The sequence below is a fragment of the Methylobacterium sp. P3_A11 genome (assembly GCF_056403155.1).
Genome location: NZ_JBFUGA010000115.1, coordinates 1 through 18,507, shown reverse-complemented (window position 1 = coordinate 18,507; position 18,507 = coordinate 1). Strand labels below are relative to the sequence as shown.

Below are 18,507 nucleotides of genomic sequence, written 5' to 3'. Positions count from 1 at the left end.
GCCCCCGCCTCCGGCCGCGGCGGCTCGCCCGCGCCGGGGCCTGGGCGCCGCATCGGCCGGCCTCGCGGGGGCGCTGATCCTCGTCCTGCTGGCGGCGGGCGCGATCTGGTCTCTTCGGTCGAGCGCCCCGAAGGCGGAGACGACGCTGGCTGTCCAGAACGGCCTGGCGCCGAAGCCCCTGCCGCCGCTCTCGATCGTGGTTCTGCCCTTCGCCAACATGAGCAACGATCCCGAGCAGGACTTCTTCGCCGACGGTCTGACCGAGGACCTGACCACCGACCTGTCGCACCTGGCCGGCAGCTTCGTGATCGCGCGCAACACCGCCTTCACCTACAAGGGCAAGGCGGTCGACGTGAAGCAGGTCGGCCGCGATCTGGGTGTCCGGTACGTGTTGGAAGGCAGCGTTCGCCGCACCGGGGACCACGTGGTGCTGAACGCCCAGCTCGTGTCGACGGAGACCGGTGCGCATATCTGGGCCGATCGCTTCGATGGCGACCGCAGCCGATTGGGCGAGATCCAGGCGGAGTTCGTCGCGCGTCTCGCGCGCTCGCTGGACGTTCAGCTCAGTCAGGCGGAAGGCCTGCGGATCCTCCGGGAGGGCTCTCTCAGCCCGACGGCCGCCGATCTGAATATGCTGGGCTGGGCCGCCATGAACAGGCCGCGCACGCCCCCGAACACGCTGGAGGCGCGGAGCAAGTTCGAGCAGAGCCTGAGGATCGATCAGAACAATCCCGAGGCGAAGATCGGACTCGCGCGCGCGATCGCGCAAGCCGTCAACAGCCGGGTCAGCAAGGATCTCGCCGCCGATTCCCAGCTCGCCCTGCAACTCGCGAACGAGGGGCTCGCGGCGAAGCCGCAAAGTCCCATGGCGCATTACGTGAAGGCGGAGGTCCTTCGCGCGACCAAGGATTTCCAGCTGGGCCTGCGCGAGATCGCGATCGCCGTCGAGTACGATCCCAACATGGCGATCGCGCACGCGCTTGCCGGCATCATCACTCTCTGGGACGGGAAGGCCGACAGGACGTTCGAGCACGTCGAGAGGGCGATCCGGTTAAGTCCGAAAGACCCGCTGCTGAACGTCTGGGAATACTATATCTGCCATGCTCATACCCATCTTAAGCAATGGGAAGAGGCGATCCGGTGGTGCAACCGCTCGGTCGGGCACACGCCGTATTTCTTCGCCTATATAGACTTGGCCGTCGCCCATGCGTGGCTGGGCCACAAGGAACAGGCCCATGACGCCATCGAGAATGTGCTCAAGCTGATGCCCGGCTACACAATCCACACGCTGGCGACCGCCGATTACTCGAGAAATCCGACGTTCGTGAAAGAATACCAGCATCTCGTCGAAGGCGCGCGCATGGCCGGTCTGCCGGAGGGCTCGACGGATTGAGGTCAGGCGCCGCGCTTCTCGCGCGTGCGGCTCCTCTGTCCTGAGCGTTGGGGCTGACGGCCACAGTCGCCCAAGCACCGGCGGCCGCAGGCGAGACCGGTGGTAGACAGCCATCTGTCGGGAACTTGAGGCCAGGACGGCGAAAGCACGCCTCGGGCCTTGCGATGATCAAGCGATGCCCGGAGACCCGCTGTGCGACCGCTCAGCAGGGGTCGGACGCATCGGTCAGGTCGTTTCGCTCCACACCTCTTCTCGTCGATCGAGAAGAGGTTGGTGCGGCCAAGAGGACTCGAACCTCCACCCCTCGCGGGACTAGCACCTCAAGCTAGCGCGTCTACCAATTCCGCCATGGCCGCATCGGACGCGAAGATCCGTCCGTTCGCTCGACCTGTGCGCCCCGCGGGAGAACCCGGAGCCGCTGTCGTGTCGCGCGGCGCAGCGGATAACAGATCGTCCCGCCGCCGACAAGCGCCCCGCTCACAGGGAATCGTAGCCGCCCTCCAGGAAAGGCGCCGCGCCGTCGCCAATGCTGACGCCGGGTTCCACGATCGAAGCCGCCTTGCGGATCAACTCGGTCACCTCGACGGAGATGCGGTCGCCGGTCACGACGATCTGCCCACGGGCGATCGGATGGTCGTTGGCCAGGATCTCGACCATGTCGCTGTCGCTGGCCTCCAGCTCGATCACGGCGCCGCGGCCCATGCGCAGCAGCATGTGCAGGGGCATCCGCGCCCGGCCCAGCACCACCGTCAGATCGACCTTCAGGGTCTCGAAGACCGCCACCACCCGCCATCCCGTCTCGCGGCCGAAACCTTGCAACAGCCGGCCGCGGATGTTGAAGGCTTCGACCATCGACGCAGGATGGTGAACCCTTGGTAAACGCGCCCCGCCTCACCGTCAGTCCGCACGCCTTTCCGAAGCGGCCCGGCTCCGATTCGGTGGCCGGCCCGGTGGGCTGGCGCGTCAGCGACGCCCCCGTGGGCTACGAGGCCGCGCTCGCCTGGATGGAGGCGCGTGCCGAGGCGATCGCCCGCGGCGCGGCCCCCGAATGCGTATGGCTGCTGGAGCACCCGCCGCTCTACACGGCCGGGACGTCGGCGCGGACCGAGGACCTCGTGGCGCCGGACCGCTTTCCGGTCCACGTCACGGGTCGGGGCGGCCAGTACACCTATCACGGCCCCGGCCAGCGGGTCGCCTACGTGATGCTCGACCTCGACCGGCGCAGCCGCGACCTGCGGGCCTACGTGGCGAGTCTGGAGGCGTGGCTGATCGAGACACTGGCCGCCTTCAACGTCCGCGCCGAGCGCCGCGAGGACCGCGTCGGCGTCTGGGTGCGCCGCCCCGAAAAGGGGCCGGGGGTCGAGGATAAGATCGCGGCGATCGGCATCCGGGTCCGCCGCTGGGTCAGCTTCCACGGGATCAGCCTGAACGTCGAGCCCGACCTCGGCCATTTCGATGGGATCGTGCCGTGCGGCGTCCGGGAGCACGGGGTGACGAGCCTCGTCGACCTCGGCCTGCCGGTGAGCACGGCCGAGGTCGACATGCAGCTGCGCGCCGCCTTCGAGGACATCTTCGGGGCGACCGTGAACGAGCCCGCGGTGTGACCGCCGTCCGTCAGAAATCCGCGTGCAGCCGGGAGGCGAAGAAGTGCGCCGGCCCGCGATCGCGGTTGTACCCGGGGTTGTCGATGAACTGGTAGTCGAAGGTCAGGGTGACGAACTTGGTGAGGTTCAGGGCGTAGTAGGTCTCGATCGCGCGCTCGGTGCCGTAGTTGAGCCGGCCGTCGCCGACCAGCAGCCCGTAATAGCCCGCCGCGAAGGCCGCGCGGTGCGAGGGCGAGAGCCCGTTCATCGCGGCGCCCAGGCCGATTGTGTCGTCGGGCCGATCCCAGGCCTTGCCCTTGAGCGACAGGCCACCGGAAAAGCTCTGGTCGATGTCGGTGAACGAGATGTTCTCCGTGCGTCCGTCGTTGAGGCTGGCGCGGGCGAACAGTCCCAGTTCGGGCGTCAGCGCCTGCTCCAGGTTGATGTAGCCGCCGGTCTTGCGGCGGGGGCGCCGGGTCGCCGCCACCGCGTCGTTGATGTCGTCGAACAGGCCGCGCTGCGTCAGGGTGACCGCGTCGCGGTTGTTGGCCGAGACGCCGACATTCGAGAACAGGCCGATGCGGATCTTGCCGGGCTGCTCCAGCCACGGGAGAACGTGGCGCTCCTCGAACTCGACGTTCAGCCCCGCGCGCCGGAACACCCGCGGGTCGAGGACGTCGCTCGACGGCTCCTTGGGCACCTGCGTGTAGGCGGCGCGGACCGCGAATTCGGGCCGGTTGTATTCGGCGTAGAGCCCTTGCGTGAAGCCCGGGAGGTTCGCCGGGAAGTCCCACGCCGATGAGCCCCAGAGCGACCAGTTGAAGAAGTCGACCCGCGGATCGTGCGCGTAGATGTTGCCGTCGAAGAAGTCGCCCAGCGCGAACTTGCCGGCGATCACCGTGACCCGTTCGGAATCGTAGCGGGTGGCGACCTGGTTCGGCCCGTCCGGCACGTCCACGGTCTCGCCGCCGAGACCGAAGGTCTGCTTCACGTAATAGCGGTTCGAGCGCAGCTTCGGGAACGGGGCGCCGGCCTTCTGCGCCTCGCCGTTGACGAAGCCGGCGACGCCGAGCGTCCGCGACAGGCCGAAGCCCTGGCTGAACTCGGGATTGTAGTAGATCTCGGTACTGTCGGTGAGCTTCAGCCCGAGGAAGACCGTGGCCGTCGTGGTCTGCCGGGCCTGGTGCGGGAGCAGGCTCTGGGCGCCCTCGTAGGGCGAGCGGAAGCCCGGGACGGCCTGCGCGATCAGGGTCGTCTGCCCGTGCAGCGAGAAGCGGCCGGTGTCGCCGTTGTCGGGGTCGTGCGGCGCGGTCTCGTCCGGGTCCGGCGGCACGGTCAGGCCGCCCGGGAACCACATCAGCCGGGCGAACAGCTGGTTGGACGTGAAGCTCGCCCGGGTCGAGACCGGGCCGCCGGCATCGCCCGGCACCGCGCCCAGCGGGAAGCGCCGGCTACCGCCGAGATCGACGTAGCGGTAGTCGAGCCCGAGGGCGATGTGGTCGGTGACGGCGTATTGGACCCCCGCGCCGAGGGTGAAGCCGACATAGCCGAGGTCCCGCCGCGCCGTGTTCTGCCCGCCCGTGTCGAGATCCGGATAGGTGGCGAGGAAGCGCGCGTTCGCCCCCGCGAGCCCGAAGGTGCCGTAGATCAGGTAGCGGTCGAAGCTGTAGCCGATCCGGGCGCGCAGGGCACCGTAGAGATCGGTCTTGGCGCGTATGATGTTGAAGCCTGGATCGACGTCCGCGTAGCCGAAGCCCGCCGCGGTCGAGGGGACCGGCCGCTTCAGATTGGCCGCATCGAGGCTGGCCTCGACCCCGTAGACCCAGGGGCCTGCCTGCCAGTTCCAGCCGCCGAACAGGCCGCCGACCGCCGTCGTGGCGTTCTTGCCCTGGTCGCTGCGGCCCGTGGAATCGCCGCTGCGGAAGGCCGGAACCGCGCGACCGCCGATGGTCGTCGGGCCGAAATTGTAGGCGCCGTAGGATCCGCCGGCGCTGCCCTCGAGGCCGACATACCCGCCCGACCAGTCGGCATAGGTGGACCGTTCGGCGAGATGCGGAGTCGCGAGGTCGGCGCCCCGCGCGGCGACAATCGCCAGCAGGGGTGCGGTCAGTACCAGGGCTGCCGTGCGGGCCAGGGAAACGGAACGGGTTCTCATCCGACTCATTGGAAAAGTATAGCACGTGCTAAGACAGCGTCTGGCGTTGCGCAAGCCACGGTGCGCCGTCTCGCCACAGGCTGTCTCGCAGGTCATCGCCGTTCCGCGTCGCATTCTCGGATCTCCGCATGGCGATCGCATGACGATCCAGGGTTCGGCGACCCGGTCAAGATCCGGAATGTCGTTGGCTGACGAACATCTTCGTGAGAGTCTACGAAGCGCGCCGTGATGCTCGGGAAGGACAGGCGAATACGGTCTCGCCATCCGGGCGTCATCTCAGATTAGAATTGTTATTATTTGATGCAACGCGATTCCAGTTTGAACTTCGCGCGGGGTGGATTATGTGCGGATGCATGCACGCCTCGCACGTCATTCCGGTTCTCCGCGGCCTCTCCGTGGCCGCGCTCCTCGCGTTCGCGGGTGCCGCGCAGGCCAAGGAAGTGCCGATCGGGCCGCATGTGACGCGCAACGGCCTGGAGGTCGCAGCGGTCTACCTCCAGCCGATCGAGATGGATCCGCCCGGCATGATGCGCGAGGCCGCCAAGTCGGACATCCATCTCGAAACGGATATCCGGGCCGCCAAGGACAACCGCAACGGCTTCGCCGAGGGCGACTGGGTACCGGCGCTCGATGTCCGCTTCGAGGCCGTGAAGCTCGACGGCGACAAGCCCACCGACCAGACCGTGTCCGGGATGCTGATGCCGATGGTCGCCAATGACGGACCGCATTACGGCGACAACGTCAAGCTGTTCGGCCCCGGGCGCTATCGCCTCACCGTCACCGTCGCGCCTCCCGGTAGGGACAGTCATTTCGGCCGCCACGTCGACAAGGAGACGGGGGTCGGCCCGTGGTTCGAGTCCTTCTCGGTGACCCAGGACTTCACCTTCGCCGGCGTCGGCAAGAAGGGCGCCTACTGAAAGTGCCGGAGCTGCCCGTGTCCCGCTTGTATCGCCCCATCCGCACCTTCTCCGCCGCGCTGCTGATCGCCTGCGCGACTGGGCCTGCGCGCGCCGACGACATGCCGGTGATCAAGGTCGAGATGCGCGACGGTGTGATCCTCCCCGCGGTGATCGAGGTGCCGGCCAACACCCGGTTCAAGCTGGAGATCTCGAACACCGGCCAGTCCCCGGTTGAATTCGAGAGCGCGGAACTGAAGCGCGAGAAGGCCCTCGCCGCGGGCTCGACCTCGGCGATCGTGTTCCGCACCCTCGATGCCGGTACCTACCAGGTGTTCGACGATTTCCATCCGGACGCGAAGGCGACCTTGGTAGCCAAATGAGCGCGTCGACGGCAGCGCCGGTCATCCTTCCCCGCGCCGGGATGCCGGCGCGCCGGGCGGCCGTCGATGCAGGGCTCGCCCGGTTCGGCGACGGCCTGCGCCGGTACGGATGGATCATCCGGTCCATTCAGTGGCTGATCGTCGCCGTCTACGCCGTGCTGGTGATCGTCCCGGCGCTGCTGCCGCTCCCCGACAACGCCGCCCACATCTGGACGAACCTGACGCTCGCCGCGCAGTTCGCCTTCTGGGGAATCTGGTGGCCGTTCGTGCTGGTCAGCATGGTGCTGGTCGGCCGGGCCTGGTGCGGCGTCCTCTGCCCCGAGGGCGCGCTCAGCGAGTTCGCGAGCCGCTGGAGCCGCGGCTACGCCGTGCCGCGCTGGATCACGTGGTCGGGCTGGCCGTTCCTGGCGTTCGCCGGCACCACCGTCTACGGGCAGATGACCAGCGTGTACGGCTACCCGAAGCCGGTCCTCGCCATCCTCGGCGGCTCGACGCTCGCGGCGATCGTGGTCGGCCTGCTCTACGGACGCAACAAGCGGGTCTGGTGCCGCTACCTCTGTCCGGTCAACGGCGTCTTCGCGGTCCTCTCGAAGCTCGCCCCGGTGAGCTTTCAGGTCGACCGCGCAGCCTGGGCGGCCTCGCCCAAGCCCGCCCGCGGCGCGGCGGCGTTCAACTGCGCGCCGCTCGTCCCGGTGAAGACGATGCGCGGCGCCGGCGCCTGCCACATGTGCGGTCGCTGCAGCGGCCATCGCGGCGCGGTCCGCCTCGCCCTGCGCTCGCCCAACCACGAGATCGTCTACGTGGCGGGCGGAGAGCCCAGCCTCGACCAGACCCTGCTGATCCTGTTCGGCATGCTGGCGCTGGCGGTGGGCGCCTTCCAGTGGTCGTCGAGTCCCTGGTACGTCGACGCGAAGCAATGGGCGGCCACGTGGCTCATCGAGCACGGGACGACGTGGCCCCTGGAGCATTCGGCACCCTGGTTCATCCTGACGAACTACCCCGACCGCAACGACGTCATGACCCTCCTCGACGGCGCATTGCTGCTGACCTACATCGGCGCCGCGACACTCGTTCTCGGCCTCGCCCTGTCGGGGATCGTGGCGCTGGCGACCGTGACCCTCGGGGGCTGGTCGCTTCGGCGTTTCCATCACCTCACCCAGACGCTGATCCCCGTGGCGGGCTGCGGGGTCTTCCTGGGGTTGTCGGCGCTCACCGTCACGTTCCTGCGGGGTGACGGCATCGTGGTGCCCCACGTTGCCGAGATCCGCGCGGGCCTCCTCGCCGGCGCGAGCCTGTGGAGCGTCTGGCTCGCTTGGCGGGTGGCGGGCCTCGGCGCCGGCGGTCTCCGCCGGGTCGCGGCCTCGGCCTGCATCGCCGGCGCGGCCGCCCTGTCGGTGGTGAATTGGGTGCTCCTGTTCTGGATCTGGTAGCGCGCGGTTCGCGCGCGGCGCTTCGTACGACACCGTAACCCCTGGAGACCGCCATGATCGGCGCGTTCGTCATCGCCTTCCGCGAAGTCATCGAGGCGGGCCTCATCATCTCCATCGTGCTGGCGGCGACCCGCGGCATCCCCGGCCGGATGCGCTGGGTCCTGCTCGGGGTCGCCGGCGGGCTGGCGGGCGCCGGGGTCGTCGCCCTGTTCGCCGAGAAGATCTCCGACGCCTTCGAGGGCAACGGCCAGGACATCCTGAACGCCGCCGTGCTGATCGTCGCCGTGCTGCTCCTCGTCTGGCACAACACCTGGATGAGCAAACACGGGAAGGAACTGGCCGGCGAACTGCGCGCGGCCGGCGCGGCCGTGCGCTCGGGCGAGCGCGAGGCCGCGGCGCTGTCGATCGTGATCGGCGCCGCGATCCTGCGCGAGGGCGCCGAACTGGTGCTGTTCCTCTACGGCCTCGTCGCCTCGGGCACCTCAGGAGCCGACATCCAGTTCGGCGCGGTGGCGGGCATCGGGGCGGGCATGCTGCTCTCTGCGGCGACCTATCTCGGCCTCGCCTCGATCCCGAGCCGGTACGTGTTTTCGGTGACCAGCGTGCTGATCGTCTTCCTCGCCGCGGGCCTCGCCGCGCAGGCGGCTCAGTTCCTGGCCAATGCCGGCGTCGTGGACGTCCTCGGCCACACCCTCTGGAACAGCTCCGGGGTGATCGCCGAGAATTCCTGGCCGGGCCGCGTCCTGCACGCTCTCGTCGGCTACACCGACCGGCCGACGGCCCTGCAGGGCCTCGTCTACCTCGCGACGATCGCCGTGATGGTCGGCCTGATGCAGTGGAGCGCCGCCGACAAGCGCCGCGCCATGCGGACGGCCTGAGGCCGGCCGCGGACCGGGCAGGTCCGCGCCCCGGCCCGACTCTGGCCCGCCGCAACCGCGCCGGCTGCGGCGGACCGATCTCAGGTCGTCAGGCCGGCAGAGCCCATTTCGCCGGATCGGCCGGCTTTTCCTTGTAGATCGCCCCGTCGACATCGACGTGCAGCTCCGTCGCCGCGCCGTCGCCGCGCCGGGCCAGCAGCTCCACGTGCTTGGGCTTGCGGCGCGGCGTCCCCAGAACCGTCCAGCCCGCGGCCGTGGCCGCCGCCAGGGCCAGCGCGGGATCGGCGGGCAGGTCGGGCCGTGCCGACCCGGCTGCATGGTGGGGCTTCTTGTGATGGATCAGCACCGGCTCGCGGCCCAAGGCCGAGATCCGTGTGACCTTGATCTCCGAGGGGCGGCGTTCGCCCTCGACGGTCACGCGCAGGCCGGTCGCGAGGGCGAAGGCCTGCGCCCCCTTCGGACCGAGATCGGCGAGGTGCGTGCCGTCCTCCCCTTCGATGGTGAAGCGATGGGCGAAGACGTGTCGGATGGTTCCCGACAGGGACGTGGTCTCGTGATGCGGCATGATCTTCTCCGTGGAGCGCCCAACCGCAGGCGCATTCGATATATCGGAATCGATCGATCGCGCGTCAAGGTTGGCCGTCCGCGCCGAGCTGGCGGATTCGTACATCTGCTCTGACAACGCGGCGTCAGGCCCGGGCGCGGATTGCCTCTCCACCCAAGTCGGGCTTGTCCGACTTGGCCTCCTCAGTGCGGGCGAGGGACAGGGGATGGGCGGCATCCGCAGACAGCGCGACGGGCCTGCCCGAGAGACCCCCTCTCCCCGCTTGCGGGGAGAGGGCTCCGGCGACCTTGTCGTCGCTGGAGCGAGGCGGCAGCCGAAGGTGAGGGGGCGGTGCCGGAAGAGCCTCCTCCGGAGCCGCCCCCTCACCGCCGCTCCGGCTTCGCCTTTCGCTTCCCGCACGGACGACGCGGTCCGTGCGGGCCTCTCCCCGCGTGCGGGGAGAGGGGAACCCGCGCTCCGTTCTGAGATGTGTGACCATCGTAGCTGCACCGTGTCGGGCACCGTCACGCACCAGCCCGACGTCCCTGCGGAGCCCGGGCCGATCGCAGGGCTTGCCCGCGGAGCCGAGGGCCGCTCCCGAGAATCCGGGTCAGGCGCCGGTCGCGACCGCGCGCGCCGGATCGGCGCCCCATTCCGACCAGGAGCCGTCGTAGAGCCCCCGCGCCGGGCGGCCCATGGTCTCCAGCGCCAGCGCGATGATCGCGGCGGTCACGCCCGAGCCGCAGGTGGTCACGATCGGCCGGTCCGGATCGACGCCGCTCTCGGCGAAGACGGTCGCCAACGCGTCGGGGCTCTTCATGCGGCCGTCGTGCTGGAGCGCCGCGTAGTGAAGGTTGCGGGCGCCGGGCATGTGCCCCGGCCGGACGCCGGGCCGGGGCTCCGGCTCCTCGCCGCGGAACCGGGTCGCAGAGCGGGCATCCACCACCTGCGCCGAGCCGGTTTCTAGCGCCCGCGCCACGTCGTCCGCGTCCGCCACCGCCCCGTGGTCGAGGCGGGCGGTGAAGTGGCGGCGCGCATGCGCCCGTGATTCGCCCTCCTCGGTGGCGTAGCCCGCTGCCACCCAGGCCGGCAGGCCGCCGTCCAGCACCAGCGCGTCGCGGACGCCGAAGGCCTTGAGCATCCACCAGACCCGCGGAGCCGAGAACAGCCCCTGTCCGTCGTAGACCACGATCTGCATGCCGTCGCCAACGCCGAGCGCCCGCATCCGTGCGGCGAACACTTCGGGCCGCGGCAGCATGTGCGGCAGGCTCGATTCGGTATCGCTCATCGCGTCGAGATCGAAGCGGCGGGCACCGGGAATATGAGCGGCACGAAACTCGGCCTCGGGGTCACGGCTCGCGGCCGGGAGATACCAGGAGGCGTCCAGCACCACGATGTCGGGGGCGGCGAGGCGGTCGTGCAGCCATTCGGGGGACACGAGGGGCGCATGGGCCATGGTCGGCGGGTCCAGCTCTGTTCGCGTTGCGCCCGCACAGAACCACAGGTCGAACCCGGTTGCACGCCCGGGGCGCCGCCAGACGGGCGCGTTCGGCCGGTTTCGTCAGAACCGCCAATGCCAATCGAACGGCTGCCGGAATAACGCGAGCTACGCATCCTGCACCGTGGTCCGATGCGTCCCACGCAGGCTGGTCTTGTTTTAAGGAGCCGTAACCCCAGTTACGACAACATCATGACGCCAATCGCGTCGGTCGTCCGGCCGGCACCGTGTTGGCCGCCCCGGACGCACCGCTCGCGGACGCGTCCCGGGGACGCCGTCTGAACGAGATGCGTTCAAACCTTCCCTGTCTGCCGGGGCGTCCGACCCACAGCAGGATGCTTATTGAGCCGATCAACGCCATGAATCAACTCGTCCGCATGTCCCAGATCGGCGATGCCGAGACCGTCGAGGAGCCGTCGGCCGACCTGCGCGTCCCGTTCGCGCAGTCCGGCGCCTTCGTGTGCAAGTACATCATCGGCGAGCCGAACGACCGCGCCGTCTGCTGCGGCGCCCCCGTGTCCGACGGCAAGAGCTGGTGTGCCTATCACCGCCGCATCGTGTTCGAGCCGACCCGCCCCGGCCGCATCCGCTGAGATCCGGCCGCAGCATCCCGGCCGTCACTGGGTCCGCATGATCTGGATGACCGCCGGGGTGATGATGACCACGAACAGCACCGGCAGGAAGAACAGGATCATCGGCACGGTGAGCTTCGGCGGCAGTCCGGCCGCCTTCTTCTCCGCCTCGTTCATGCGCAGGTCGCGGCTTTCCTGGCTCAGCACCCTCAGCGCCTGGCCGACCGGCGTGCCGTAGCGCTCGGCCTGGATCAGCGCGGTTGCGACGGATTTCACGGGCTCGAGCCCGGTGCGCATCACGAGGTTCTCGTATGCCTGACGCCGGTCCGGCAGGAACGACATCTCGGCGGTCATCAGGGCGAGTTCCTCGGCCAGCACGACCGAGGACGTGGCGATCTCGGTGCTGACCTTCCGGAAGGCGTTCTCGATCGCCATGCCGGATTCCACGCAGATCAGCGTCAGGTCCAGGGCGTCCGGCCACGCTTTCCGGATCTCGGTCTGGCGCTTCTTGGCGGTGTTCACCAGGAACAGTTCCGGCGCCTTGATGCCCGCGTAGGCCGCGGCGATCACCATCCCGAACCGTACCAGGTAGGAGGTGTCGACGACCTCCAGCACGAACAGGTAGAACAGGGCGGCGATCAGGGTGGCCATCGGCGCCACCAGCCGGAAGAACAGGAACGCGGTCTCCGCCCCCTGGCCGCGATAGCCCGCCTGCATGAGCTTGCGCTTGGCCGTGTCGGTGCCGAGCCAGCGGCGCAGCTGGTAGCGTTCGACGATGGACTTCATGTAGGCCTTCGGCTGGACGCGCAGCGTCGCCCGGGTCACGGTCGGATCCGCGCGCGTCCGCTCGCGGCGCCGGATCTGCTCGCGCTCGTCGCTGACGAGCTTCATCCGCTTGCCGAGCCTGTCGGTTTCCAGGAAGGGCTGTGCCACCGCGTAGGCGGTCGCGGCCGCCGCGACGGCGGTCAGCAACGTGCCCATGAAGCGGGGATCGAACAGCTTTTCGGCGATGGCATCGATCATCGGGCGGAATCCGGCAGGAGGCGCACCGCGCCTAGAATTCGAAGGCGATCATCTTCTTGATGGTGAAGACGCCGATGGACATCCAGATCGCCGCGCCGACCAGCGCGATCTTGCCGGTATCGGTCGTCCAGAGCAGCGAGATGTAGTCCGGGCTCGTCAGGGCGGTGATGCCCGCCACCGCGAAGGGCAGGCAGGCGATGATCGAGGCCGAGGCCTTGGCCTCCATGCTCATCGCCTGGACCTTACCGCGCATCTTGGCGCGGTCGCGCAGCACGATGGAGAGGTTGTTCAGGGCCTCGGACAGGTTGCCGCCCGACTGCTGCTGGATGTTGATGACGATGGCGAAGAAGTTCACCTCAGCGGTGGGCACGCGTTCGAACAGGCGCGTGCACGCCTCGCCGAGCGAAAGCCCCATCGCCTGGGTCTCCACGACGGTCCGGAACTCGCTGCGCACCGGTTCCTCGGCCTCCCGCGAGACCATGCGGAAGCAGTCACCCACCGGGATGCCGGTGCGGATGCCGCGGACCACCACGTCCACGGCGTTGGGCAACTCCTTGTTGAACTTCGCGATGCGCTTGAGCCGCAGGCGGCGCAGCAGCAGGGCCGGCAGGCCGAACCCGCCCGCGAAGGCGGCCCCGAGCGCAGCGAGGGGGGTGTCGGTGATCACGAAGATCAGCATCCCGACGACGCCGCCGCTGACCGCCGAGACCGTGTAGAAGGTCCGCTTCGTCCAGCCGAGGCCGGCGCGGGCGAGCTTCAGCTCGATGCTGGCCTTCGAGGCGCCCTTGGCCTTGGCCTCGATCTCGCTCAGCGTCTTGGCGACCTGCTCGCGCCGGTTGACCGCGACGCCGCGGGTCGCAGCCCCGGAGGCGGACACGCCGATCGCCTTGAGGCGCTTGGTCGCCCGGCGCTCCCCGCCGAGCAGGGGCAGGATCGCCACGTAGGCGACGGCCGCCACGGCGATGCCGATCAGGCCCGCCGCGAGAGGCAGGTTGGCGGCGCCCGCGGCGGCGACGGGAAGGTCCGGCATGCCCTCAGCTCCGGTCGACGACCTCGGCGGCGTCGAGCGCCTCGCCGAGCCGCTGTTCCAGGCCGTAATAGCGGGCGCGCTCCCAGAATTTCGGCCGGCCGACGCCGGTGGAGCGGTGGCGCCCGATCAGCTTGCCGTTCGCGTCCTCCCCGACGATGTCGTAGAGGAAGATGTCCTGCGTGGTGATGACGTCGCCCTCCATCCCGAGCACCTCGGTGATGTGGGTGATGCGCCGGGAGCCGTCGCGCAGGCGCATGGCCTGGATCACCACGTCGATCGAGCCGCAGATCATCTCGCGCAGGGTCCGCGACGGCAGGGTGAACCCGCCCATCGAGATCATCGACTCGATGCGCGACAGGCACTCACGCGGGCTGTTGGCGTGGAGCGTGCCCATCGAGCCGTCGTGGCCAGTGTTCATCGCCTGGAGCAGGTCGAAGGCCTCCGGTCCGCGCACCTCGCCGACGATGATCCGCTCCGGCCGCATGCGCAGGCAGTTCTTGACGAGGTCGCGCATGGTGACCTGGCCCTGGCCCTCCATGTTGGGCGGGCGCGTCTCCAGGCGCACGACGTGCGGCTGCTGGAGCTGGAGTTCCGCCGCGTCCTCGCAGGTGATCACCCGCTCGTCGAGCTCGATGAAGGCGGTCAGGCAGTTGAGCAGCGTGGTCTTGCCCGAGCCGGTGCCGCCCGAGATGACCACGTTGCAGCGCGACTGGCCGATGATCTTGAGAACCTCGGCGCCCTCCGGCGAGATCGCCCCGAAGCGCACGAGCTGCTCCAGAGTGAGCTTGTCCTTCTTGAACTTGCGGATGGTGAGGGCCGGGCCGTCGATGGCGAGCGGCGGCGCGATCACGTTGACGCGGGACCCGTCCGGCAGGCGCGCGTCGCAGATCGGCGAGGCGTCGTCGACGCGGCGCCCGACCTGGCTGACGATCCGCTGGCAGATGTTCATCAACTGCTGGTTGTCGCGGAAGCGGACGCTGGTCAGCTGGATCTTGCCGTTGACCTCGATGAAGGTCCGGTTGGCGCCGTTGACCATGATGTCGGCGATGTCGTCCCGAGCGAGCAGGGGCTCGAGCGGACCGTAGCCGAGCACGTCGTTGCAGATGTCGTCGAGCAGTTCCTCCTGCTCGGCAATCGACAGGACGATGTTCTTGAGCCCGATGATCTCCGTGACGATGTCGCGGATCTCCTCGCGGGCGGTCTCCGCGTCGAGCCGCGAGAGCTGCGTGAGGTCGATCGCCTCGATCAGCGCCCCGAAGATCAGGCTCTTGGTGCGATAGTAGTCCTCGGAGCGCGCCGTCTCGACGACCACAGGGGGCGCCGGCGCGGGACGGGCGGCCGGTGCCGCCGAATCGCGCAGGACCGGCATGGTCGGCGCCGCCGCCCGTGTCTGCGGAATCGGCGCAGGCGCCGCCGATGCGCCGCCGGTCTGTCGCCTACCGAACATGGAGCGGATCCCTGGCGCTGCCCTGCGGAGCCTGTCGGGCGAAGGACGGCGTCCGCATCACGAGGCCTTGCGGCCGGCGAGCTTGGCGAGCAGCGGCTCCAGGAGGCTCGGACGGCCGCGCCGGTTCTCGGGACGCCCGAGGGTGAGGGCCGCCAGATCGTTGAACAGCTCCGCCACCTTCGAGCCGGCCTGGATCTCGGCGATCATCTGGCCGTTGTTGGCGGCGGTGCCGAACAGGGTCGGCTCGAACGGAATCGAGAGGGCCACCGGGCATTCCAGGGCCTTGGCGAACTCGGCGGTGCCAATCTCCGGCCGCTTCGGCACACCGACGCCGTTCAGGAGGATGCGGGGCGGTTGGTCGTTCGGGCGCCCGTGCTTCAGCGCGCCGAGCAGGTTCTTGGTGTTGCGCAGGCAGGCGAGGTCGGGGCCGGCCACGATCAGGATCTCGTCGGCCGCCGTCAGGACGCGTTTCGACCAAGCGCTCCATTGGTGCGGAATATCGAGGACCACGCAGGGCACGCTCGCCCGCATGTGCTCGATCAACGCGTCGAAGGCCGGCTCCGACAGGTCGATGGTCCGGTCGAGGCTTGCCGGGGCCGAGAGCAGGCTCAGGTTGTCGCTGCACTTGGACAGCAGCCGCTCGACCAGGGCCGAATCCAGGCGTTCGGGGGCGAACACCGCCTCGGCGATGCCCTGCGGCGGGTCCTGGTTGAAATTGAGGGAGGCGGTCCCGAAGGCGATGTCGAGGTCGGCGATCACCGTCTGGACGCCCTGGTTCCGGGCCACCGACCACGCGAAATTGTGCGCCACCGTGGAGGCGCCGATGCCGCCCTTCACGCCGTAGACCGCCACCGTCCGTCCCACCGGCTTGACGCCCGGGGCCGAGAACAAGTCGGAGATCGCCGCGATCAGGGTCAGGGGCTCGACGGGGGCCATCAGGTAGTCGGACACCCCGCGCTGGATCAGTTGCCGGTAGAGCGTCACGTCGTTCAGATGGCCGATCACCAGGACGCGGGTGCCCTCGTCGCAGACCTCGGCCAGGGCGTCGAGGCACTCGATCGGCTTCGAGCGCGCGCCCTGCATCTCGATGACGATGACGTTGGGGGTCGGCGCGTGCCGGTAGGCCTCGATGGCGGCGGCGCCGCCGCCCATCCGGACCTTGACCTGCGCCTTCTGCATGCGCCGATCGAGGGCCGCGCCCTCGATCATCGCGGCGGTCTCGCCGGTCTCGCAGAATGCCTGGATGGTGATCCGGGGCACCGGGGCGATCGTGCGCTCGGTTGTCTCGGACAGGTCTGCCATGACGGCGCTTTCGGGTTCGCGTTCGGGGCGCGGCGTGGGGGTGGCGGCGAGGCGGCCCGTCCTCAACGCCGTCTGTCCTAGTTGGTGACTTGGGACTTCACGGCGGTCTGCCCATCTTGACGCCATGTGGTTGACGGATCCTTGCCGTCCCGCAACTGGCCGATATCCCGGACCCGCTTGACCGTGTCGATGCGGCCTTCGGGGCGGCCCCGCACGAGGTCCACCGGATCCGCCACCTGGGCCGCCACGTTCGTCTGCATGGCACAGCCCAGGTTCCAGCTCGGCTGGTTGCTGTAATCGTTCGCGAAGCCGCGAGCCCCGAGGTCCTGGGGCCAGAGGCCGCAGGCATCCGACACCTTGGCCTGCATGCGCTGGAAGCTCAGACGGATCGGCGCGGCGAGGGTCGGCGCCGCCACCGCGTAGCCGGCGACCGTGATCTCGCGGGCGCCGACGCCGTTCTGCGTCCCGAACCGGCCGAGCAGCGCCGCCGTCCGCTCGACGGCGACCACTTGGTCGGGCGGGACCCCCTGGGGCACCTCCATCAGCAGGACGCCGCGGCCGTAGCGCCGATATTCCAGCATGAAGGCGTCGACATCGCGGGCTTGGCGCGGATCGAGATGGCCGACCCCCGTGGGGAATACGTCGAGGCTGCGGCTCCCGTCGGTCAGCACGATCGGGTGGCGCGCCCGGTAGTCGGCCACGGCGATCCCGCCTGTGGTGGCGGGGTCGCTCTTGCAGGCTGCCGCGAGGGCGCCCAACGCGCAGGCCGCGACGAGGCTCGCGGCGCGGCGGGACAGTGCGGGCGGGTAACGTCCGGTCATGGTTCCGATCCTGGGGCGCGGCGGGGACGCGGGGGGCGCTACTCGACGATGAAGCCGACGCGGCCGCGATAGGTGTGTCCGAGCGGCGGCGCGGCGGCGGCCCCGGGGGAGGCGACCTTGCCGTAGAGGCGGTTGATCTGGCCGAGCAGAACCGCCTGGCCGTCGGTGGAGTCGACGAAGTTGTCGTCAGGCCGGCTCACCTGCTTCGGCTCCATCGCCCGGGCGATGTAGGGCGTGCACATGATCATCAGCTCGGTCTCCTGGCGCTGGTAGTCGCGGGAGCGGAACAGCGCGCCGAGGATCGGCAGGTTGATCAGGCCGGGCAGGCCGGTGATCGCCTGCTTGTTCACCTGCTGGATCAGGCCGGCGGTCATCATCACACCGCCCGAGGGCAGCTCGACGGTGGTCTCGGAGCGCCGCACCCGGGTGCCCGGGACCACGACGGAACTGTTGCCGACGACGTAGGTGAAGCTCTGCTGCGGATCGATCTCGGTCACGTCCGTTGCGACGCGGATCGAGATGCGGTTGTCGGCGAGCACCACCGGCGTGAACGACAGGGCGACGCCGTAGGGCTTGTAGGTGATGCCGGGGGTGCAGACGCCACCCACCGTGCAGGCGGCCGAGGACGGCACCGGGAATTCGCCGCCGGCCAGGAACTTGGCAGCCTCGCCGGAGATGGCGGTGAGCGTCGGCTCGGCCAGGATCCGCGAGACACCCGCCTGCTCGAAGGCCTTCAGGGTCGCCTGGAGGGAGAACCCGCCCGACTGTATGGAGGCCTGGATCTGGTTGCCGCTGGGAGTCGACGGGTTGATCGGGAACGGTAGGTTGTTGATCAGCCCGGGCGAGGTCGCCGAACCGAGCGGGTTCAGCGCCGACCAGTTGCCGGTCATGTTGATCCCGAACTGCTTCAGGACGTTGCGCGACACCTCCACCACGGTGACGCGGAGCATCACCTGATCCTTGTTGCGGATCGTGAGGTTGTTGATGACCGCGCCGCGCGCTCCGGCGGCGACGCCGCCACTCGGCGCTCCCGCGGCCCCCGTGGCACCACCGGCCCCCGCGGCTCCGCCGCCCAGACCCACGAACGCGTTGGCGATGTCGATGGCCTGCTGCGCGTCCGCCGAGGAGTTTACCGACCCGGACAGCAGCACCGACGCGCCCGAGGAGCGCACGTCGAAGCGTCCGCCCGGGATGCTCTGGTTGAGCAACTCCCGCAGGGTTCCGAGATTGAGGTCCCGCGCCACGGTCACGTCGAGGGCGGCGATCTGCCGGCCCTCGGCATCCAAGATGAAGATCGAGGTCGCGCCGTCGGCCATGCCGATCACGAAGACCTTGCGGGTCGAGCGGACGACCGCGTTGGCCACCGCGGGGTTGGCCACGAACACCTCCTTGGCGTCCCGCGGCAGGTCGACGATCACGGAGCGGCCGGCGGTCAGCTCGACCTTCCGAGTCGAGGCGGATTCCGCAGTCCCGATCGTCAGGATCGGCGCGGGACCGAAGGTCTGGCGCTCCTGCGCGGAGGCCGGTCCGGCCAGGGCGGCCAGCAGGGCGA

Annotated in this window: 17 protein-coding genes and 1 tRNA gene; 7 read left to right on the top strand and 11 right to left on the bottom strand. The window is 69.4% G+C overall.

What is annotated here, in order from left to right; genetic code table 11:
• Positions 1-217 precede the first annotated feature (217 nt).
• Complete coding sequence (locus AC1DXK_RS26010; RefSeq protein WP_477299421.1) at positions 218-1,393, top strand: tetratricopeptide repeat protein; 1,176 nt, start codon at positions 218-220, stop codon at positions 1,391-1,393.
• Between the two features lie 271 nt (positions 1,394-1,664).
• Here AC1DXK_RS26010 and AC1DXK_RS26005 read toward each other — a convergent pair.
• Both AC1DXK_RS26005 and AC1DXK_RS26000 read right to left on the bottom strand, forming a co-directional pair.
• Positions 1,665-1,749, bottom strand: a tRNA-Leu gene (locus AC1DXK_RS26005).
• A gap of 121 nt (positions 1,750-1,870) precedes the next feature.
• Positions 1,871-2,176 carry a FliM/FliN family flagellar motor switch protein gene (locus tag AC1DXK_RS26000; protein WP_457106857.1) on the bottom strand — a complete coding sequence of 102 codons (306 nt, stop codon included), beginning with the start codon at positions 2,174-2,176 and terminating at the stop codon, positions 1,871-1,873.
• Positions 2,177-2,265: 89 nt separating this feature from the next.
• On the opposite strand from AC1DXK_RS26000, the gene lipB reads away from it, so the two are divergent.
• On the top strand, positions 2,266-2,997 hold the full coding sequence (gene lipB / locus AC1DXK_RS25995) for a lipoyl(octanoyl) transferase LipB (protein WP_457106804.1): 732 nt from the start codon (positions 2,266-2,268) through the stop codon (positions 2,995-2,997).
• Between the two features lie 10 nt (positions 2,998-3,007).
• Here the strand turns inward: lipB and AC1DXK_RS25990 are convergent, their stop codons facing one another.
• Positions 3,008-5,131, bottom strand: a complete 2,124-nt coding sequence (locus tag AC1DXK_RS25990; protein WP_477299420.1) for a carbohydrate porin — start codon at positions 5,129-5,131, stop codon at positions 3,008-3,010.
• Between the two features lie 353 nt (positions 5,132-5,484).
• Between AC1DXK_RS25990 and AC1DXK_RS25985 the strand changes: the two genes are divergently transcribed.
• From AC1DXK_RS25985 to AC1DXK_RS25970, 4 genes are read left to right on the top strand one after another with little or no spacing between them, the layout of a single operon-like run.
• Complete coding sequence (locus AC1DXK_RS25985) at positions 5,485-6,048, top strand: iron transporter (protein WP_457106806.1); 564 nt, start codon at positions 5,485-5,487, stop codon at positions 6,046-6,048.
• A gap of 17 nt (positions 6,049-6,065) precedes the next feature.
• Positions 6,066-6,410, top strand: a complete 345-nt coding sequence (locus AC1DXK_RS25980) for a cupredoxin domain-containing protein (protein WP_457106807.1) — start codon at positions 6,066-6,068, stop codon at positions 6,408-6,410.
• Complete coding sequence (locus AC1DXK_RS25975; protein ID WP_457106808.1) at positions 6,407-7,840, top strand: 4Fe-4S binding protein; 1,434 nt, start codon at positions 6,407-6,409, stop codon at positions 7,838-7,840. The genes AC1DXK_RS25980 and AC1DXK_RS25975 overlap by 4 nt, the downstream gene beginning before the upstream one ends.
• 53 nt (positions 7,841-7,893) lie before the next feature.
• The gene (locus tag AC1DXK_RS25970) at positions 7,894-8,718 is read left to right on the top strand and encodes an FTR1 family iron permease (RefSeq protein WP_457106809.1); all 825 of its coding nucleotides are present in this window, start codon (positions 7,894-7,896) and stop codon (positions 8,716-8,718) included.
• Between the two features lie 88 nt (positions 8,719-8,806).
• Here the strand turns inward: AC1DXK_RS25970 and AC1DXK_RS25965 are convergent, their stop codons facing one another.
• Both AC1DXK_RS25965 and sseA read right to left on the bottom strand, forming a co-directional pair.
• The gene (locus tag AC1DXK_RS25965) at positions 8,807-9,283 is read right to left on the bottom strand and encodes a hypothetical protein (RefSeq protein WP_457106810.1); all 477 of its coding nucleotides are present in this window, start codon (positions 9,281-9,283) and stop codon (positions 8,807-8,809) included.
• Positions 9,284-9,872: 589 nt separating this feature from the next.
• Complete coding sequence (gene sseA / locus AC1DXK_RS25960) at positions 9,873-10,718, bottom strand: 3-mercaptopyruvate sulfurtransferase (protein WP_457106811.1); 846 nt, start codon at positions 10,716-10,718, stop codon at positions 9,873-9,875.
• A gap of 401 nt (positions 10,719-11,119) precedes the next feature.
• Between sseA and AC1DXK_RS25955 the strand changes: the two genes are divergently transcribed.
• The gene (locus AC1DXK_RS25955; RefSeq protein WP_020095642.1) at positions 11,120-11,353 is read left to right on the top strand and encodes a GcrA family cell cycle regulator; all 234 of its coding nucleotides are present in this window, start codon (positions 11,120-11,122) and stop codon (positions 11,351-11,353) included.
• A 24-nt stretch (positions 11,354-11,377) separates the two neighbouring features.
• Here the strand turns inward: AC1DXK_RS25955 and AC1DXK_RS25950 are convergent, their stop codons facing one another.
• The 6 genes from AC1DXK_RS25950 to AC1DXK_RS25925 form a co-directional block, all read right to left on the bottom strand.
• Positions 11,378-12,355, bottom strand: a complete 978-nt coding sequence (locus AC1DXK_RS25950) for a type II secretion system F family protein (RefSeq protein WP_457106812.1) — start codon at positions 12,353-12,355, stop codon at positions 11,378-11,380.
• Between the two features lie 31 nt (positions 12,356-12,386).
• Positions 12,387-13,385: a type II secretion system F family protein gene (locus AC1DXK_RS25945; protein ID WP_457106813.1), complete on the bottom strand. Its 999-nt coding sequence runs from the start codon at positions 13,383-13,385 to the stop codon at positions 12,387-12,389.
• 4 nt (positions 13,386-13,389) lie between these two features.
• Entirely contained in the window at positions 13,390-14,832 is a 1,443-nt protein-coding gene (locus AC1DXK_RS25940; protein ID WP_457106814.1) for a TadA family conjugal transfer-associated ATPase, read from the bottom strand.
• Between the two features lie 57 nt (positions 14,833-14,889).
• A complete protein-coding gene (locus AC1DXK_RS25935) occupies positions 14,890-16,134 on the bottom strand; it encodes a CpaE/TadZ family protein (protein ID WP_457106815.1) in 1,245 nt (414 codons plus the stop codon).
• Between the two features lie 77 nt (positions 16,135-16,211).
• Positions 16,212-16,955 (bottom strand): CpaD family pilus assembly protein, encoded by a 744-nt coding sequence (locus tag AC1DXK_RS25930; protein WP_457106816.1) that lies wholly within the window; start codon positions 16,953-16,955, stop codon positions 16,212-16,214.
• Between the two features lie 38 nt (positions 16,956-16,993).
• Positions 16,994-18,502 carry a type II and III secretion system protein family protein gene (locus AC1DXK_RS25925; protein WP_477299422.1) on the bottom strand — a complete coding sequence of 503 codons (1,509 nt, stop codon included), beginning with the start codon at positions 18,500-18,502 and terminating at the stop codon, positions 16,994-16,996.
• Positions 18,503-18,507 lie beyond the last annotated feature (5 nt).

Coding starts and splice junctions, on each gene's coding strand:
- AC1DXK_RS26010 (WP_477299421.1), top strand. CDS start 218: ATGAGCAACGATCCCGAGCAGGACTTCTTCGCCGACGGTCTGACCGAG.
- AC1DXK_RS25990 (WP_477299420.1), bottom strand. CDS start 5,131: ATGAGAACCCGTTCCGTTTCCCTGGCCCGCACGGCAGCCCTGGTACTG.
- AC1DXK_RS25985 (WP_457106806.1), top strand. CDS start 5,485: ATGCACGCCTCGCACGTCATTCCGGTTCTCCGCGGCCTCTCCGTGGCC.
- AC1DXK_RS25975 (WP_457106808.1), top strand. CDS start 6,407: ATGAGCGCGTCGACGGCAGCGCCGGTCATCCTTCCCCGCGCCGGGATG.
- AC1DXK_RS25970 (WP_457106809.1), top strand. CDS start 7,894: ATGATCGGCGCGTTCGTCATCGCCTTCCGCGAAGTCATCGAGGCGGGC.
- AC1DXK_RS25965 (WP_457106810.1), bottom strand. CDS start 9,283: ATGCCGCATCACGAGACCACGTCCCTGTCGGGAACCATCCGACACGTC.
- sseA (WP_457106811.1), bottom strand. CDS start 10,718: ATGGCCCATGCGCCCCTCGTGTCCCCCGAATGGCTGCACGACCGCCTC.
- AC1DXK_RS25955 (WP_020095642.1), top strand. CDS start 11,120: ATGAATCAACTCGTCCGCATGTCCCAGATCGGCGATGCCGAGACCGTC.
- AC1DXK_RS25950 (WP_457106812.1), bottom strand. CDS start 12,355: ATGATCGATGCCATCGCCGAAAAGCTGTTCGATCCCCGCTTCATGGGC.
- AC1DXK_RS25945 (WP_457106813.1), bottom strand. CDS start 13,385: ATGCCGGACCTTCCCGTCGCCGCCGCGGGCGCCGCCAACCTGCCTCTC.
- AC1DXK_RS25940 (WP_457106814.1), bottom strand. CDS start 14,832: ATGTTCGGTAGGCGACAGACCGGCGGCGCATCGGCGGCGCCTGCGCCG.
- AC1DXK_RS25935 (WP_457106815.1), bottom strand. CDS start 16,134: ATGGCAGACCTGTCCGAGACAACCGAGCGCACGATCGCCCCGGTGCCC.
- AC1DXK_RS25930 (WP_457106816.1), bottom strand. CDS start 16,955: ATGACCGGACGTTACCCGCCCGCACTGTCCCGCCGCGCCGCGAGCCTC.